The sequence below is a fragment of the Chitinophaga sp. genome (genome assembly GCF_036569125.1).
In the GTDB taxonomy this organism is placed as follows: domain Bacteria; phylum Bacteroidota; class Bacteroidia; order Chitinophagales; family Chitinophagaceae; genus Chitinophaga.
In genome coordinates this window covers 1-16,961 of sequence record NZ_DATCRF010000148.1, presented here as the reverse complement: position 1 = coordinate 16,961, position 16,961 = coordinate 1, and the positions used below count along the sequence as shown (strand labels likewise).

Sequence of the window (16,961 nt, the reverse complement as noted above, 5' to 3'; positions counted from 1 at the left end):
TCATTGACCCCACCTATTACTGCGGTTACTGTGAGAACTGCCGTAAAGGTTTGCGCAATCACTGCCTGTTAAAATCCACCACGGAAGCCGGCGTTTCTATTGACGGCACCTTTACCCGTTTCTTTAAAACCACGCAGCGTTTTATTTACCCCCTGCAGGATGGTGTTCCTTTTGAACAAGGCGCTTTATCCGAACCGCTAAGCTGTGTGCTTACCGCGGTAAAGAAGCTGGCCGTTACGCCGTTTATGCGTACAGCCGTGCTGGGCGGCGGTCCCATAGGGCTCCTTTTTTACCTGGCCCTGAAACAATACGGCATCCAGGAAGGAGTGATCTACGAAGCATCCCAACAAAGAATAAAGCTCATAGAAGAAAACAATGTGCTGTCAAAAGGCTGGACGCTTTCCCCTGCATTTATACCGCAGAAAAATCAGTATGATCTTATCATAGACACCACTGCCAGCCTGCTGGAAAAATCCATCCAGGCCATTGCAGACGGTGGAAAGATCTCGCTCATGGGCCTGCGCAACAACCAGCAAACCATTAACCCGCGGGAAATTGCCGACCGCAGTATTTCCATCATCGGCTCAATTGATTCGCAGGATACTTTCCGGCATGCAGTAGACCTGATCAACAGCGGGCGGCTGGAGCTGCACAAGATCATCACCAATGAGTACGATCTTAGCAATTTCAACGCAGCCGTGAAAGACCTGGGCTGCGATCTGCACACCCGGCAAAGGAGCAACAACATCAGCAGCCTTAAATCAGTAATACGCATTTCTTAAACACACCCACATGAAATATATTATTTTCGATATAGATGGTACGCTTACCGATACCACTGAAATAGACGATCATTGTTATACCCGCGCCATAGAAGAAACCTTCGGCTTCCGCGACTTTGAAACCAATTACGGGTACTATAAGAATACTACCGACTCCGGTATCATTGATCAGCTGTTCCGGGAAAGAAAAGGCCGCACGTTTACGGAGCAGGAGCGCGAACAGTTCATTGCACACTTTTGCAGCTTACTGGAACGTGCCTACGAAGAAAAACCGGAGCGCATCCGTGAGATCCAAAAAGCCGGCAGCGTGCTAACAACCCTGTGCCGGCAGCAGCACATCAGCATAGGGCTGGCTACCGGCGGCTGGCGGGAATCGGCGCTGTTCAAGCTGCGCTGTGCCGGCATTAATATTGATGGATGTACTGCCGCATCCTTTGCCCAGGATGCGCTGGCAAGGCAGGATATTATAGGCCACACCATCCGTAAAATGAATGAGGCGCATGGGCAGGAGCTTGCCTTAGCCAACATTACCTATGTGGGCGATGGCAACTGGGATTACCTGGCCACCAAAGACATGGGCATTCAATTCATAGGGATCGCCAATAAGAAGCTGGCGCACCTGGAAGATATTGTGAAGATCACGGATTATGACGACCTGTATCAGCACATCGGGCTGTATGCGGAACGCCTGTAAATAAAACTGCTTATGCTTTCATTAACGGTGAATGTAAAACGTACCTACCGCATAGCGGTGTGCATTTTTTTCTTTATTGCAGGCCTGACTTATTCAAGTTGGGCCTGCCGTATTCATGATATAAAAGCGCATTTTGGCCTGAACAACGCGGGCCTGGGAAGCGTATTGTTTGCACTACCCATAGGCCTCATGGTTAGCCTGCCCGTATCCGGGTGGATGGTGACCCGCCTGGGCAGCCGCCGGGTGCTGATCGCCGCAGGGCTTATTTTCCCTTTTGTATTGGGTATGATAGGGCTGGCCACTCACATCTGGCAGCTGGTGATCATCCTGTTCCTGTTCGGGTTTATGAATAACGTATTTGAGATTGCCATGAACACGCAGGCAGTAGGAGTGGAGGCCTTATACGGCCGTTCTGTAATGGCCTCTTTTCACGGCTTATGGAGCCTGGCAGGTTTTACCGGCGTAGGCATTGGTACGCTGGCAGTAAACCTGAACTGGCCGGTGGCTATGCATTTCTGGATCATTGGCGCTGCCTGCTGGTTGCTGGTGCTGGGCAGCTGGAAATATTTATTACCGGAAGATGCCCCTGCGGAAGCGCAGCCGCTTTTTGCCAAACCAGACCGGCAGATCCTGCAGCTGGGATTAATAGCCTTTGCCAGCCTGGTAACAGAAGGTACTATGTTTGACTGGAGCGGTGTTTACTTCCAGAAGGTTGTGCAGGTACCTGAATCATTAACCACCGTAGGGTATATTGCTTTTATGGGTACCATGGCCGGCGGGCGTTTCCTGGCCGACCGTATCGTAACACGCTTTGGTGTAAAGCAGGTGCTGCAATGCGCAGGCATCATCAGCACAACAGGTTTGCTGCTGGCTATTTTTTTTCCGGATCTTTATACCGCTACGCTGGGTTTTCTGCTGGTAGGCATCGGCGTTTCATCTATTGTACCCCTGGTGCTGGCGCTGGCAGGCAAATCCAAAACATTACCGCCGGGTGTGGCCATTGCAGCCGTATCTACCGTAGGTTTCCTGGGATTCCTGATAGGTCCCCCGCTGATAGGTTTTGTTGCAGAAGCGCTGAACCTGCGCTGGTCATTTGCACTGATCGCGTTATTTGGTACCGGCACTATTTTTCTGGCATCTAAAATGAAGTAATTATGAAACCGGGCATGATACATTTTTTCAAACAGAGGCATGTTAATGCGAGGTTCCATCCAACCCATAAAAAAACCAAACATTAACGGATGAAATGGTTTAATGAGCCGGGTAAATGGTCCGGCAATGAAAACAAGCTGCAGGTAACGGTGGACCCGGATACCGATTACTGGCGGGTTACCCATTATGGTTTTATACGGGATAACGGTCCTTTTTATTTCCGGGAGCAGGAAGGCGATTTTGAGGCCAGCGTAAAGATCAGCGGGGATTACCGGGAGCTGTTCCACCAGGCCGGTTTAATGATCCGGATCGATGAAAAGAACTGGATAAAAACCGGTATTGAGTATGTGGATGGCGTGCAAAATGTAAGCGCCGTAGTAACCCGCGAAATGTCCGACTGGTCGGTAGTTCCGCGGCACGACAGCCCGGCTGCTGTTTGGCTCACGCTGTTACGGAAAGGTGATTTTGTGGAAATAAAATATTCCTTTGATGGCAAACAATATGAGATGTTACGCCTGGCTTATTTTCCGCCAGGCGTAGCCGCGCAAATAGGCGTAGTGGCGGCAGCGCCGGGTAAGCAGCAGTTTACGGTGGTATTTGAAGAGTTTGCAGTAACAAGAATTAATTAATAATGAATAATTAATAATAAAGAAGGCGATACTTCAATTGAAATATCGCCCTCTTTATTATGATTATGCTGGTGCAGGAAATGTATTTCAGTGAAGTACTGTTCCTGCGATTATTAATTATTAATTCTTAATTATTAATTATTCCTTTATTCCGACTTCAAACTTTTAACCGGGTTAGCCATCGCGGCTTTTACCGATTGAAAGCTGATAGTGATCAGCGCAACCAGCAGCGATGCGCAGCCGGCCATCACAAACACCCAGCCGCTTATATTTATGTGATAAGCATATCCCTCCAGCCAGCGGTCCATTACCCACCAGCCAACAGGCATCGCTATAAAGGATGCCAGCAGCACCAGCTGTAAAAAGTCTTTTGAAAGCAGGGTAGTGATGCTGGCTACACTTGCGCCCAGCACTTTGCGTACGCCAATTTCCTTTACCCTTCTTTCCGCCATATAAGCTGCCAGTCCGAAAATGCCCAGGCAGGAAATAATAATGGCCAGCAGCGCAAACAGCCGTGATAGTTTGCTTACCAGCTGTTCACTTTTAAAAAATTCCTGGAACTGGTCATCCACAAATTTGTAATCGAAAGGATAGCCGGGAACGGCCTGCTGTACTACGGCGCTTATCTTGGCAATTGCGGCTTCCGGTGCTGCATCCGGTTTCAGGCGTATCAGCAGCTTTTCTGCATTGTCGGTACGGCTAAAAAATATAACGGGATCGCTTTGCATGTACATATCGCCGTATACAAAATCTTTCAGCACGCCTACCACATGAAAAACGCCATCGCCCCAATGCAATGTTTTGCCAACAGCGCTGCCTTTGCCCATCAGGCGTGCCAGGGATGCGGTAATGATCACATTGCCGCTGTCGCTCTTTATATTATCGTAAAAGCTGCGTCCGTCCACTATCTGCATACCCCAGGTGCTGAGCAGGTCGGGCGAAATATCACGGAAAGAAACCAGGATGTCGCTTTGCGGATCTTTACCCTCCCACGAGAAGCCGGAAGCATTATTACCGGTGTATAACATTTCAGTGGATGCCAGGCCGGCATTTTTTACTACGCCGGTTTGCAGCAGCGCCTGTTTTATGGCGGCAAAGTGTTTATAGAGATCGCCCTTCACTTCCGCCTGTATAAGATGGTCCTTATCATAACCCAGGTCGCGGTGCGTAACATGCCGGATCTGCTGGTAAATAACAATGGTGCTTACGATCAGCACAATGGAAGTGGCAAACTGGAACACCACCAGCCCTTTGCGGATGTAGGCAGCGCTGCCGGCTTTCATCTTAATGCCTTTCAGCACTTTTATGGGATTAAAGGAGGAAAGATACAGGGAAGGGTAGCTGCCTGCCACCAGGCCGCATAGCAGGGCAATGCCCAGCAGGAACCCGGCATGTGCGGGCTGTAACAACCCAAGTGTTAATTTCTTTTCTACCAGCATGTTAAAACCCGGCAGCATTATATACATGAATATAACTGCAATCAGGGCCGAGAGCAGCGCCATACAGATGGCCTCTCCAATGAACTGTAAAGCCAGCAGCTGTTTGCCGGCGCCCATTACTTTGCGTACACCTACTTCGCGGGCCCGCTTTTCACTGCGTGCGGTAGCCAGGTTCATGAAGTTGATGCAGGCTATCAGCAAAATGATCCACGCAATAATGGAGAACATACGCACATATACAATGCGGCCGCCTTTTTGTACGCCATCCGGGAACTCGCCGCGCAGGCGCCAGTCGTTCATGGCAAACAGGAAAGGTACAGCGCCCGCATCCGGATCCTTGCTGCGTATAAGGCCCGACAGCTGCTTGCTCACCGCTGCCAGGTTTGCCCTGGGCGACAGCTCCACATAAGTATTCACTGAATTACCGCCCCAGCTTTCGTAATAGTCATGCTGGTTAGAGGCAATGTTGAACGGCACCATACAGGAAAACTGTATAGTGGAGTTGGGCGCAAAATTCTTAATCACACCGGTTATTACTACGGTTTCCTTATGTTCCATCTGCAATGATTTGCCCATTGCATTCGCCGCACTGCCGAAAAAACGTTTGGCCATATCTTCTGTAACCACAACGGACGATACATCCCTGAATGCATTTTTTGCCGTGCCTTCCAGGAATTGCAGGCCCATCATCTCAAAGAAGGCGGCATCCGTATAACAGCCGTTTTCGCTGATGGCCTTTTCGCCAACGCTGAACACCGATTTCAAGCCACTCACCCGGGCGGTGTTCACCACGCCGGGTATTTCTGTTTTCATCGCAGCGGCCAGTTTAGCAGGGGACGACCGGAAAGCACGGGTTTTGCCATCATAGGTTTGGTTGGTAAGTACCATGTACAGCCGATCCTTTTTAGCGTACTGGCTGTCAAAATGCAGCTCATCCTCAATCCATAAAAAGATGAAGGCGGCGCAAACAATACCAATGGCCAGGCCAAAGATGTTTAGAAAACTGTAAGTTTTATTTTTCCAGAGATGGCGGAAGGTAGAACGGATAAAACTTTTAAACATGGGATGGATTTGCAGCAGCAGCAACAAATACAGTACCTGTGCTCTAAACCATTGAAAAACAATAGCCTGCCGGTTCAGGCATGTTCATTTCCGTTACAGCAGTGTTCATTACCGGACAAAGATGCTGCGGTTGAATAGCGGCTGAACATTATCTTTAGCCCCCGGAAACTATAAGCATGAATGATATGAAAGGAATTTGGAGCCGGCTCTTATGCAGTGGTTTATTTTGCATAGCTGCCGGCATGGGTAAAGCAAGCCCCCTGGATACCAGCGCCACTAAGCCCGCGATGAGTGTAGCAGATTGTAAGCAATGTATTGTGCTGGCGGAACAATTGCATAACCGTGCAGCCATTGCCGATGTAAACACCCAACAGATCATATGGGAATGGCGCCCCGAACAATCCAATGTAAAACCGGCGCATGTAAAATGGTTCAGCAACACCAGCGATGTAAAGCCGGTATATAACGGCAAATACCTGCTGGTAACCGCATCCGGCGGCGGTGTGGCATTGGTGCGCATTGCCGATAAGAAAACCGTGTTCTACGCTTATGCCGGTGGCAATACCCATTCCGCCGAGCTGCTGCCGGATGGCAATATTGTGAGCGCATCCAGCACCGGTAACTACCTCACACTTTTTAAGGTGGATACCACACTGGCGCCGGAGCAGGTGTACCACCGGAATTACACTGTTGCTTTCGGACACAACGTAGTATGGGACCAGCAGCGCCAGGTATTGTGGACGGCCGCTATGAACAAGCTGCTCACCTTCACCTATAACTTCAGCTGCACACAGCCGGCATTAACGCTGCGGGATTCTGTGGACCTTCCAGGCACAGAAGCGCATGACCTGTTCCCCGTACATGGCAAAAATGTTTTGTGGCTCACTAACACCACTAACGTATATACTATCAATACAGCTACAAAGCAGGTAACACAGGCCAATGTGATGCAGGTGAATATTAAAAGTGTATCGTCCGGCGAAGCAGCATGGCCGGTGATCGTGATCCGGCCTAAAACCAGCTGGTGGACGGACGAGGTGCTGGATGCCAAAGGCAATACCGTTTTCCGCCAAAGCGGGCTTAAAATATATAAGGCACGCTGGTTCATTAATAACACCTTCAGCTACCCGGCCGGGCATCATATAACGCAATGCCGGTAAGGCTATTCGCCGTTCATTAACGCCTGGTATTTTTCCACGAACAGGCCTACATGATACCCGTCCATCAAAGCATGATGCACGTGTATAGATACCGGCATGGTCCTTTGCCCGTTTTGTTCCGTTATCTTTCCAAAAGATATTTTAGGGCAGCTGTCGGGGAAGGTAAAGCTCCGCGCATGGGAAACGGAGGTAAAATTCAGCCAGGGCACTGCAGAAAAATGAATAACATTTTCCCCGGAAACCGCAGGCACCAGCCCTTCCGACTGCTGCGTGGCCTGAATAACTTCCCGGGCGTTCCTGTAAAACAGGTCTTCATTCTTGTTATAATCCATATAGGAAAAGCCGAAGGTTCCATTGCCCCGGTTAATGGTAGGGGCAGCGTTCACTGCATCAAACCGGAACACTTCTTTGTCAATAATACGGTAGCAGAAAGGTTCCGTTTCATTAGCAGCCTTTAATGCGCGGTATAGATAATACAGGAAAAATGACCGGTCCCCGGCCTTTGCATCCTGGTATGCTTTTGTACAGTCCAGCTGCACAGTTACGCCGAAGAAGGGCTCCTCAAATTGTGAAAAAAAGCGGAAGTGATCCTTCCGGTTCCAGCTTTCAATGTCTATTTTTGTTTTCATCTTGTAGCAAAAATCGGTAACCTGCATCTGTAAAACGGGACATTTGTCCCAATGCGATATGATACGTACCAATCCTTCTGTTCTGTCTTTCATTGACGATCTGTATAAAGCGCATGAACGCAAAGAGAACATACAGCTTAAAAACTTCTCCAGCGGCCAGTTCCTTTTACAACAGGGGCAGCAGGTAGCCAGAACCCTGGTCATTAAGGAAGGCATTACCAAATGTTTTCTGAGCGAAGAAAATGATAAGGATTACATCGTAGAATTTTTAGGGGAAGGGGAGACCTTAGGCGACATTGAAGTGATCCGGAACATAAAATGCCTTTGCAGCATTCAGGCCATTACACCGGTAAAGGCCTATCTTGTTTCCATTCCTTTTTTTAAGTCTTTAATGAATGAAAACTTTGAGTTTAATAAATTGCTGTTGGGTGAATTTGCAGAGCGTATCATCAATACCAGCACCCGCGCATCTTTCCAGCAATTGTATACGGTGGAGAGTGGCTTAGCCAGGCTGCTGGAGCTGCAGGCCCAGCAAAATATCACCATTTCCAAAGAAGATATGGCCGCCTACCTGGGCGTTACCATAAGAAGCCTGAACCGGGCTTTAAAAAACCTCAAATAAATACTAGCGGCTAAACAGCAGCCTGAGGTAAAACATGGGCTGTGTTAATTTCTTGCGGATGTCTACCTCATGGAACATGCTGGTAAGTAAGTTGCGGAACTCTTTATTGCGGGCAGCCATTTTCATGAGCATATTCAATATCCAGGGGTATTTGATCAGCTTTTGTAATTTGGCGCTCATGGTTAATTCAGGCCCCAGCACTCGGTACACATGCGCATCATACGCACGCAGCGCAGCGGCGGAATAATCATCTGCAGCAATAGCAGCAATAGCCTGTTCCGCTGCCATCCTTCCGGAATAAAGCGCATTGCCAATACCTTCGCCGGTAAAGGGATCTATAAGATAAGCCGCATCGCCGGTAAGCATATACCGCTCGCCGGAGAGCGCCCGTTTCTTACTTCCCAGCGGAAGCCCGTAACCATCTATAGTACCCATTAACACGGCATCTTTAAAACGCGCCTTCATTTCCGGATCTTTTGTTACCGTATCCTGCAGCAGCTGTTTCAGGTTTACCTTTTTTTTGCGCAGGGAGCTGCTAAGCATGCCTACACCTACATTAGCCTCCCCATTAGGCAGGGGAAAGATCCAGAAGTAACCAGGCAAAATGTTCTTCAGGAAATGCAGCTCTATCAAATTATCGGGGTGAATACCGGATATGTTCTTATAATACGCCCGTATACCGGCTACATAATGTTCCGGCTCCATATGAATATTAGCCACTTCTTTGGTAAAGGAGGAATAAGCGCCGTTAGCCGCAATAACCAGTTTGGCTTTTACCTGTACATCGCCGCCGGCATTGCCCAGCAAATACCCGTCGGCTTCCAGGGTGTGTTTGGTAATGTTCACGCCTTCTATCAGCTGTACCTGCGGGCAGCGTTTTAGCTCATCTACCAGGAAGTTGTCAAAGACCATGCGTTTGCATACAAAACCACGCGGCTCCCCGGGCGCTTTCTGATAACCTGCTTTGTAAGGGATGTTAATGCCCATACGGTTGGCGGCTACAAAGTTAACGCCCCAGCTATCCAGCTTGAACGAGGCTGCCAGCAGGCGGGCGGCAATACCGGGATCAATGCGGCCCAGCAGGGTAAGCACTTTTCCGCTCAGCCCATCGCCGCACACTTTATCGCGCGGAAAAACCGCTTTATCAATAATTACACAGGGCACGCCGCTGTAAGCAAGCTGCAGCGCAGCCGTAGCACCGGCCGGGCCGGCGCCTATGATGCAGATATCCGTTTTTATAATCGGCATTGATAGAATGGAGGTTGTAATCGCTTCTAAAGTAACAATTTATCTTCAGAGCGGCACAATTCCCCGGTTAGAAGTGGTTGCATTTTTGCATGTTATGCCTGCAAAGAGCAGCCATGACCCATATAGCCCAGGGCAAATACTGGTCCGGCACCAGCGGCCTGGTACTGCCGGTACCCAATAAAAAGGCATTTCCACCAGCGTTCCGGGATAAAAGCCGGCTTACCTATTACAGCTCCCTGTTTAATAGTATAGAAATAAACAGCTCCTTTTACAAAGTGCCGCAGGCAGCCACGGTAGGCAAATGGGCAGCCAGTGTGCCGGAGCGCTTTGTTTTTACTTTTAAGCTGTGGAGAGAGATCACCCATGCCAAAGGATTTGTGTACGACCCGCAACAGGTGCTGCGCTTTATGGACGTGATCAGCGCCGCCGGCACTAAAAAGGGATGCCTGCTCATACAATTCCCGCCCTCTTTAACTATTGATAAATATGGCGGGGTGGAGCAATTGCTTGAGCTGCTGCAAAGTATAGACCCTTCCCATGGGTGGAAGGTAGCATTGGAATTCCGCCATCCATCCTGGTATATAGGAGAGGTGTATGAGCTGGCAGACGAGCATGCATGCAGCATTGTGCTGCATGATATTCCAAAATCAAGGAACACACGGCTAAATAAACAGGCGCCCTTTGTATACCTCCGGTTTCACGGACCGGCAGGGGATTATAAGGGTGGCTATACTGATAGCCATTTGCAGGAACAGGCAAAGCAGATCAAAACCTGGATGCAGGAAGGGAAGGAGGTATATGTTTATTTCAATAACACTATTGGAGATGCTATTCCCAATTTGATGACCCTGAACGGTTTGGTGGCGCAGCTTTGATACCCATTCCGCGGAAAAATTACCCTTTCTCCCAAATTCGCACAGAATTGCCCCCCAGATTTGTAGCGGATTTAAACAACAGACATGAGTAAGGGTATCTTTCGCAACAGGTTTTCAATCATCTGGCTGGTCACGGTTTTGTTCTTAGCGGTTTCTGTACTTACCCGCATAGCGCTTTTAATCAGCACGCCGGCCCCCGGCATTACGGCCGCGCAGCTTACAGGGCTTTTTTTTATTGGATTGCTGTATGATCTGTCAGTAGCCGCTTTTGTTATTATTCCTTTTGTATTGCAGCTGTGGCTTCAGAATGATGTGGTGTACCGGAAAAGTATGGCGCCTTTCGTTTGCCTTTTCTTTACCGGGCTGCTCGTACTATTACTATTTACCAATCTTATTCCCAGGGATTACAGCCCGGAAGTATACAGGGCGCTGGTATGGTACATTGCTATCCGCTTTGCCATTTACCTGTGCCTGTTCTTTATGCCTTACCGTTTCCGGCTTTACTGGCGAACGACGGTGCTGTTTGCCGGGCTTTCGCTGGTGGTTTTTCTGATGCTGCTGAATGCAGTAAGCGAGTGGTTCTTCTGGCAGGAGTTTTACAGCCGGTATAATTTCATTGCCGTTGACTACCTGGTATACACCACGGAGGTGCTGGGCAATATTTCAGAATCGTACCCGGTTACTGCTATCATCACTACACTGATAGTTTTATCCCTGCTGATCGCAGTGCTTTTCAGGCGGCCGGTGCGCAACAGCGTGCAGCTGCCTTTGCCTTTTGCCAAACGCTCTTTACTGGCTATAAGCCTGTTACTGGCCCCGCTGCTGCTGTATTACGCGCTGCAGGAGCAATGGCGGCATTTTAGCCGTAATGAATACGCCAATTCCTTAGCCGGCAATGGCCTTTATGAATTTGCCACTGCTTTTAACCAGAATGAGCTGGACTTTTATAAATTCTATCAAACATTGCCGGATGTTACTGCTTTTAAGGTATTACGGCAGCAGCTGCAGGTACCTAACAGCCATTTTGTAAGCAACGATCCCTATAGCATTGAAAGGGATATTACCTATGCGGAACCGGAAAGGAAGCTGAATGTAGTGCTGATCAGCGTGGAAAGCCTGAGCGCTGATTTCATGCAGGCTTTTGGCGGCACCAAAAATATAACGCCTTACCTGGATTCGCTGGCGCAGCAAAGCCTGCTCTTTACGCAGCTGTATTCCTCCGGAACGCGCACTGTACGCGGACTGGAGGCCTTATCGCTTTCCATACCGCCCACACCGGGCCAAAGCATTGTAAAGCGGCCGCATAATGCCCACCTGTTTTCCCTCGGCAGCGTATTACGTTCCAAAGGGTATACCACCCAATACCTGTACGGCGGGTACAGCTATTTCGATAACATGAAAACTTTTTTCGGTGGTAATGGTTATACCGTGATCGACCGCTCGGCCATACCCAAAGGCCGGGAGCATTACCAGAACATCTGGGGCGTAGCGGATGAAGACCTGTTCACCCTGGCGCTTCATGTGCTGGATGGCAACAACGCTGCCGGCAAACCCTTTTTTGCACATATTATGACGGTCAGCAACCACCGCCCGTTCACCTATCCCGCCGGAAGGATCGATATTCCCCCATCCATGCAAATAAGGGAAGGCGCTGTTAAGTATACGGATTATGCCATCAACAGGTTTCTGCAGGAAGCCCGCCATAAAAAATGGTTCGACAGTACCCTGTTTGTAATTGTAGCAGACCATTGCGCCGGCAGTGCCGGTAGCGTTGAGCTGCCGGTAACCGGTTACCATATTCCCATGCTCATTTACGCGCCCAAATGGTTAGCGCCGCAGCGGGTGAATACGCTCACGGCGCAGATAGATGTAGCGCCCACCATCCTGGGATTATTGAAGCTCCGGTACCGCTCTAAATTTTTTGGGCTGGACGTGCTGAACATGCCTCCGGAAAAACAACGCGCCTTCATCAGCACCTACCAGGGCCTGGGGTATTTACGCAAGGGCAGGCTGGTGATACAATCGCCCGTAAGAAAGCTGAGCGAGTACGTACCGGACCTGGCAACCGGTGATGCTGCGGCCGTGCCATTGAATGATACGCTTACCACAGAGGCCATCGCTTATTACCAGAGCATTAGCTGGCTGCTGAAACATAAAAAGCAATCGGAGTAATAACCAGGCTTTCCGCAGGCGCATTTTGTTAAACTACTTTAATTTTATTCTCCTTAACAGCCTGTTACTTTGCATAAGTAAATGTTCATAACAAACGATCATGGCAGGCTTTGCCGCCCAATGCTGAAGTTTCACTATATTTCAGGCAGCATATATTAAAGATGGATGATCTGATACTGGCTAATTTTGCAAAGCACATTACATTAGATCCGGCGGAAACCGAATATGTAAGATCATTGCTGCAGCAAAAGCAGGTAAAAAAGAACAGCGTGCTGTTAAAAAGCGGCGAAGTATGCAGGTGCATTTACTTTGTTGTAAAAGGCTGCCTGCGTTTGTACAATACAGATGAAGCAGGCAAAGCGCACATTATTTCCTTTAGTCCTGAAAACTGGTGGGCAGTGGATATTGCCAGCTTTTATTCCCAAACACCAGCCATTTATACCATAGATGCATTGGAGGATACCACTGTTTTCTGGCTCCGGCTGGATACACTGGAAATGTTGTATGAAAAGATCCCAAAGTTTGAACGCTTCTTCCGCATTCTTACACAGAACGGGTTTATCCTTTACCAGCGGCGTATGACAGCTGCCCTGTCGCTTAGGGCAGAGGAGCGCTATGCGCAGTTCCAGCGGCGCTATCCCGGCCTGGAGCAAAGAATTGCACAAAAGCATATTGCCTCTTACCTGGGTATTACGCCCGTGTTCTTAAGTATGCTGCGTAAAAAGCTGTTGCCCGCTGCCGGTTTACCGGCCAATGAGATCCATAAGCTGTAAGCCTTTTCAGGCTTCACGCGGTTTTTTCTTTTCAAAACTATACATCAGGTAACCCAATGCCGGCAAAATGAAGATGCTGCCTATCAGCAGTGCCCAGGCCAGGGATACAATTGCTTTTTCCTGCCCCTGGTGCTCAATAAGGGAAAGGTGCCCGCCGCCTTTCAGCAGCACAATATTGGGAAAGTGGCGGTAAGTAACCGCAAACAGGATCATACAAATTTCAAATCCGCCTAACAGCCGCGCAATGATGGCTTTTCCGTGTGTAAGCCCGTACCACAGAAAAGGTAACGACAAGCTGGCCGCTGCAATGGCAAAAATGCCGGGCGCCTCGCCAAACACCCATTCTGCCAGCGGAACATTTTCTTTAATGGATGCAAGGAATACCAACGCTCCGCATAACACGGCAGATACGATCATCCACTTGGCTTTGCGGGCAAAGAACTGCCGGTCTTCAACACTGTCGGTTTCCCCGATAATATAACCTGCCGCCAGGAAACCGCAAATGCATACGGTGAATAATCCTACGGTTACAGAGAACCAGTTAAGCCAGCTGAAAATGTAAGCCGATAAAAAGTCCTGCGCCATTACATCCACATTCCGGGAAACCGTGCTGGCAGCAATAATGCCCAGGAAAAAAGGTGTGATCACGCTGGAATAAATAAAAATGCGGTTGTATACTTTTTGCATATCATCCTTCACCGCATCGTAATTGCGGAACACGAAAGCAGTACCGCGGGCTATGATGCCCAGCAGCATGGCAGTTAACGGAATATGCAGGTATACGGATAAGGTAGCGTATATTTTTGGAAACCCTACGAACAGGATCACGATGGTAATGATCAGCCACATGTGGTTGGCTTCCCATACCGGCCCAATGGCCTGGTACATGGTTCTGCGGGTGCGGCCACGGTTGTTGCGCGAGGTGAAGAATTCAATGATACCGGCGCCAAAATCCGCCCCGCCTAACAGCAGATACAAGAGGATGGCCGCCCAGAGATAAACAATAACAACGTACAGCATGGTCAGATGGCATTGATTGGTTCAACAGAATGATCGTATAACTTACCCACCATGCTTATTTGCCGGTACAGCAAAAACGCCACAATGCAGGATAAGGAGATATATACGGCCGTAAAAATGTAAAAGGAATAAGCAATACCCGGCATAGGAGTAACGGCATGCGCCGTACGCATCACACCATAAATGATCCAGGGCTGCCGGCCTACCTCTGTTACCGTCCACCCGGCTTCTACAGCAATAAATCCCATAGGGGTGGCAATGGCAAAAAGCTTCAGCAGCCAGCGTTTTTCCAGCCAGCTTTTCTTTTTCCAGATGGTGATATAATACAATACGGAGATCAGCATCATAACAGTTCCCAGGCCTACCATTACCTGGAAGGCGTAGTGGGTAACGGCTACCGGCGGATGGTCCTCTTCCGGGATCCGATCCAGCCCGGTAACCTCTGCATGGAAATTGCCATGCGCCAGAAAGCTTAGCGCACCGGGGATCTCAATAGCGTAGTTTACTTTTTTCTCTTTTTCATCCGGAATACCGCCCAGGATCAGCGCTGCTTTCTCTTCTGTTTTAAAATGCGCTTCCATGGCGGCCAGCTTGGCCGGCTGGCGTTTGGCCACATCCTTTGCGGAAATATCACCGCTCAGGGGCTGTAGCAGCGCCGCTACTGTGGCAAATACTGCAGATATACGGAAAGCTCTTTTATGAAAGGTAACATGGCTTTTGCGCAGGATCATCAGCGCATGGATGCCTGCTACCGCAAAGCCCGTGGAGGCAAATGCAGCAATACACATATGCAGGGCCTGGGAAAACCAGGCATCATTAAGCATGGCCTTAATGGGGTCAATGTTCAGGTACTGCCCGTTCACATAGTCAAACCCGGCAGGACTGTTCATCCAGGCATTGGCGGCCACCACCAGTATGCCGGATACCAGCCCGCTAACGCCTACCACTACACCGGTGAACCAATGGAACCAGCGGTTAAAGCGGTTCCAGCCATATAAAAAGAATCCTAACGCGATTGCTTCTATAAAAAAGGCCGTGCCTTCCAGCGAAAAAGGCATGCCGAAAATAGGACCTGCATGTTCCATGAACTTCGGCCACAGCAGGCCCAGCTCAAAAGATAATACCGTACCGGATACCGCGCCGGTGGCAAAGAAAATAGCTACTCCCTTGCTCCAGGCCTTGGTAATATCCCGGTACACCTCGTTGCCGGTTTTAAGCCATATGTAATGCGCTACCGCCATAAAAAAAGGCATTACCATGCCAATACAGGCAAAAATGATGTGAAAACCAAGCGACAAGGCCATCTGCGATCGGGCAGCAATAAAATTATCCATAAAGGAAAGGATTGAACCGGCACAAAAGTATCAATAATGCGGCCAGGAAGATATGATAAGTGTCAGTTTTGTTAAACTACCTGAACTTAATTGCCCTTGTTAACCCCGTTCTTTGCATCATGCAAACAGCCAACGCCCCGGTATATGTAGTGAGCTTACTGCGTTATAAGGAGTATGCGGATTACGGCAATGCTGCCGGCAGCGGTCCCTGCTCGGGGCGGGAGATCTATTTCCACCGCTATGTTCGTGCATTCAAAGAGATCACCGCCGCGGAGCAGGTGACGCTCTTGTTCCTTGGCAGGGTACAAGCCGCCTGGATGGCCCCGGAAGATGAGCAGTGGGATGAGATTGTTGTTACACAATACCCCGACCTTTCCAGCTTTCACCGTATTACGGAAAGTGCAGAATACCTGGCCATGGCAAAGCCTCACCTGGATGCTGCGCTGGACGATTGCCGCATTATGGTTACCGGCAGGTAATGCAGCTATTGTTATACACTCGATTGCAAAAACCATCAGCACAGAACTGCTGCCATGGCTCATTAAAAAATTATAAAAAGTACAGGATAGATGTTACTTTAATGGTTTGTAATAAGATAGGCACCATGAATAATAAAAAGTTAACGATCTTCCTGTTTACAGCAATAGCAAACATGCTGCTTACTAACGGTTACGCACAAGTGAGCCATTTGAGCTGTGAGCACCTTTACCAGCCGCTGGGAATAGATAACCCTGATCCAAGATTTTCCTGGGTGCTGGAAGATAGCAGCCGCGGGGCTTTGCAAACCGCTTACCAGCTTACTATTGGCACGGACTCCGCCGCAGTGGCTGCCGGTAAAGGCGATAGCTGGACCACGGCAAAAGTAACATCAGCCGCCAGCCTGGTAACGTATAATGGAAAAGCCCTGCAGCCTTTCACCAAATATTACTGGCGCGTGCAGTTGTGGGGGCAGGGCGGTAAAAAAATGAGCCCATCAGCCATCAGCAGCTTTGAAACGGGCATGATGGATATGCGTAACTGGCAGGGCGCCTGGATCAGCGACAGCAAAGGCATTGCTGAAAAACCAGCGCCGTATTTCCGGCATACCTTTAACATTAAAAAACAGATCCGTTCGGCAAGAGCCTATATTGCAGCAGCCGGCTTATATGAGCTGTATATTAATGGCAGTAAAACCGGCAATCACCGCCTGGATCCCATGTACACACGGTTTGACCGCCGTACGCTTTATGTTACCTACGATGTAACAGCACAGCTGCAAAACGGGAATAATGCCATTGGCGTACTGTTGGGTAATGGCTGGTACAATCACCAGTCCACCGCGGTATGGTACTTTCACCTGGCGCCCTGGCGCGCAAGGCCGGCCTTTTGCC

At 49.2% G+C, this 16,961-nt stretch carries 16 protein-coding genes; 11 read left to right on the top strand and 5 right to left on the bottom strand.

Translation table 11 applies throughout. The features are described from left to right. From VIM87_RS05360 to VIM87_RS05345, 4 genes are all read left to right on the top strand, one after another. Window positions 1-782, top strand: a 782-nt coding sequence (locus VIM87_RS05360) for a zinc-binding dehydrogenase (protein ID WP_331995981.1), incomplete at its 5' end; no start/stop codon positions are given. A 10-nt stretch (window positions 783-792) separates the two neighbouring features. After that, window positions 793-1,476 carry an HAD family hydrolase gene (locus VIM87_RS05355; RefSeq protein ID WP_331995980.1) on the top strand — a complete coding sequence of 228 codons (684 nt, stop codon included), beginning with the start codon at window positions 793-795 and terminating at the stop codon, window positions 1,474-1,476. Between the two features lie 12 nt (window positions 1,477-1,488). Continuing rightward, on the top strand, window positions 1,489-2,628 hold the full coding sequence (locus VIM87_RS05350; protein ID WP_331995979.1) for an MFS transporter: 1,140 nt from the start codon (window positions 1,489-1,491) through the stop codon (window positions 2,626-2,628). Between the two features lie 89 nt (window positions 2,629-2,717). Continuing rightward, window positions 2,718-3,257, top strand: coding sequence for a DUF1349 domain-containing protein (locus tag VIM87_RS05345; protein WP_331995978.1), 540 nt, complete (start codon window positions 2,718-2,720; stop codon window positions 3,255-3,257). A 146-nt stretch (window positions 3,258-3,403) separates the two neighbouring features. Here VIM87_RS05345 and VIM87_RS05340 read toward each other — a convergent pair whose 3' ends face one another. After that, on the bottom strand, window positions 3,404-5,758 hold the full coding sequence (locus tag VIM87_RS05340; protein ID WP_331995977.1) for an ABC transporter permease: 2,355 nt from the start codon (window positions 5,756-5,758) through the stop codon (window positions 3,404-3,406). Between the two features lie 185 nt (window positions 5,759-5,943). On the opposite strand from VIM87_RS05340, the gene VIM87_RS05335 reads away from it, so the two are divergent. Beyond that, the gene (locus VIM87_RS05335; protein WP_331995976.1) at window positions 5,944-6,918 is read left to right on the top strand and encodes a DUF6528 family protein; all 975 of its coding nucleotides are present in this window, start codon (window positions 5,944-5,946) and stop codon (window positions 6,916-6,918) included. 2 nt (window positions 6,919-6,920) lie between these two features. On the opposite strand, the gene VIM87_RS05330 is transcribed toward VIM87_RS05335, so the two are convergent. Beyond that, window positions 6,921-7,547, bottom strand: coding sequence for a chloramphenicol acetyltransferase (locus VIM87_RS05330; RefSeq protein WP_331995975.1), 627 nt, complete (start codon window positions 7,545-7,547; stop codon window positions 6,921-6,923). 43 nt (window positions 7,548-7,590) lie between these two features. On the opposite strand from VIM87_RS05330, the gene VIM87_RS05325 reads away from it, so the two are divergent. Next, window positions 7,591-8,169 (top strand): Crp/Fnr family transcriptional regulator, encoded by a 579-nt coding sequence (locus VIM87_RS05325; RefSeq protein WP_331995974.1) that lies wholly within the window; start codon window positions 7,591-7,593, stop codon window positions 8,167-8,169. 3 nt (window positions 8,170-8,172) lie between these two features. On the opposite strand, the gene VIM87_RS05320 is transcribed toward VIM87_RS05325, so the two are convergent. Then, on the bottom strand, window positions 8,173-9,417 hold the full coding sequence (locus VIM87_RS05320) for a geranylgeranyl reductase family protein (protein WP_331995973.1): 1,245 nt from the start codon (window positions 9,415-9,417) through the stop codon (window positions 8,173-8,175). 113 nt (window positions 9,418-9,530) lie between these two features. Between VIM87_RS05320 and VIM87_RS05315 the strand changes: the two genes are divergently transcribed. From VIM87_RS05315 to VIM87_RS05305, 3 genes are all read left to right on the top strand, one after another. Next, window positions 9,531-10,292: a DUF72 domain-containing protein gene (locus VIM87_RS05315; protein ID WP_331995972.1), complete on the top strand. Its 762-nt coding sequence runs from the start codon at window positions 9,531-9,533 to the stop codon at window positions 10,290-10,292. 84 nt (window positions 10,293-10,376) lie between these two features. Beyond that, window positions 10,377-12,464 carry an LTA synthase family protein gene (locus VIM87_RS05310; protein ID WP_331995971.1) on the top strand — a complete coding sequence of 696 codons (2,088 nt, stop codon included), beginning with the start codon at window positions 10,377-10,379 and terminating at the stop codon, window positions 12,462-12,464. A gap of 161 nt (window positions 12,465-12,625) precedes the next feature. Continuing rightward, complete coding sequence (locus VIM87_RS05305; RefSeq protein WP_331995970.1) at window positions 12,626-13,237, top strand: Crp/Fnr family transcriptional regulator; 612 nt, start codon at window positions 12,626-12,628, stop codon at window positions 13,235-13,237. 6 nt (window positions 13,238-13,243) lie between these two features. On the opposite strand, the gene VIM87_RS05300 is transcribed toward VIM87_RS05305, so the two are convergent. Together VIM87_RS05300 and VIM87_RS05295 are read right to left on the bottom strand one after the other, a co-directional pair. Beyond that, complete coding sequence (locus tag VIM87_RS05300; protein ID WP_331995969.1) at window positions 13,244-14,257, bottom strand: cytochrome d ubiquinol oxidase subunit II; 1,014 nt, start codon at window positions 14,255-14,257, stop codon at window positions 13,244-13,246. Window positions 14,258-14,259: 2 nt separating this feature from the next. Beyond that, complete coding sequence (locus VIM87_RS05295) at window positions 14,260-15,591, bottom strand: cytochrome ubiquinol oxidase subunit I (protein WP_331995968.1); 1,332 nt, start codon at window positions 15,589-15,591, stop codon at window positions 14,260-14,262. 119 nt (window positions 15,592-15,710) lie between these two features. Between VIM87_RS05295 and VIM87_RS05290 the strand changes: the two genes are divergently transcribed. Together VIM87_RS05290 and VIM87_RS05285 are read left to right on the top strand one after the other, a co-directional pair. Continuing rightward, window positions 15,711-16,070: a hypothetical protein gene (locus tag VIM87_RS05290; protein ID WP_331995967.1), complete on the top strand. Its 360-nt coding sequence runs from the start codon at window positions 15,711-15,713 to the stop codon at window positions 16,068-16,070. A gap of 125 nt (window positions 16,071-16,195) precedes the next feature. After that, a partial coding sequence (locus tag VIM87_RS05285) for an alpha-L-rhamnosidase N-terminal domain-containing protein (RefSeq protein ID WP_331995966.1) occupies window positions 16,196-16,961 on the top strand: 766 nt, incomplete at its 3' end.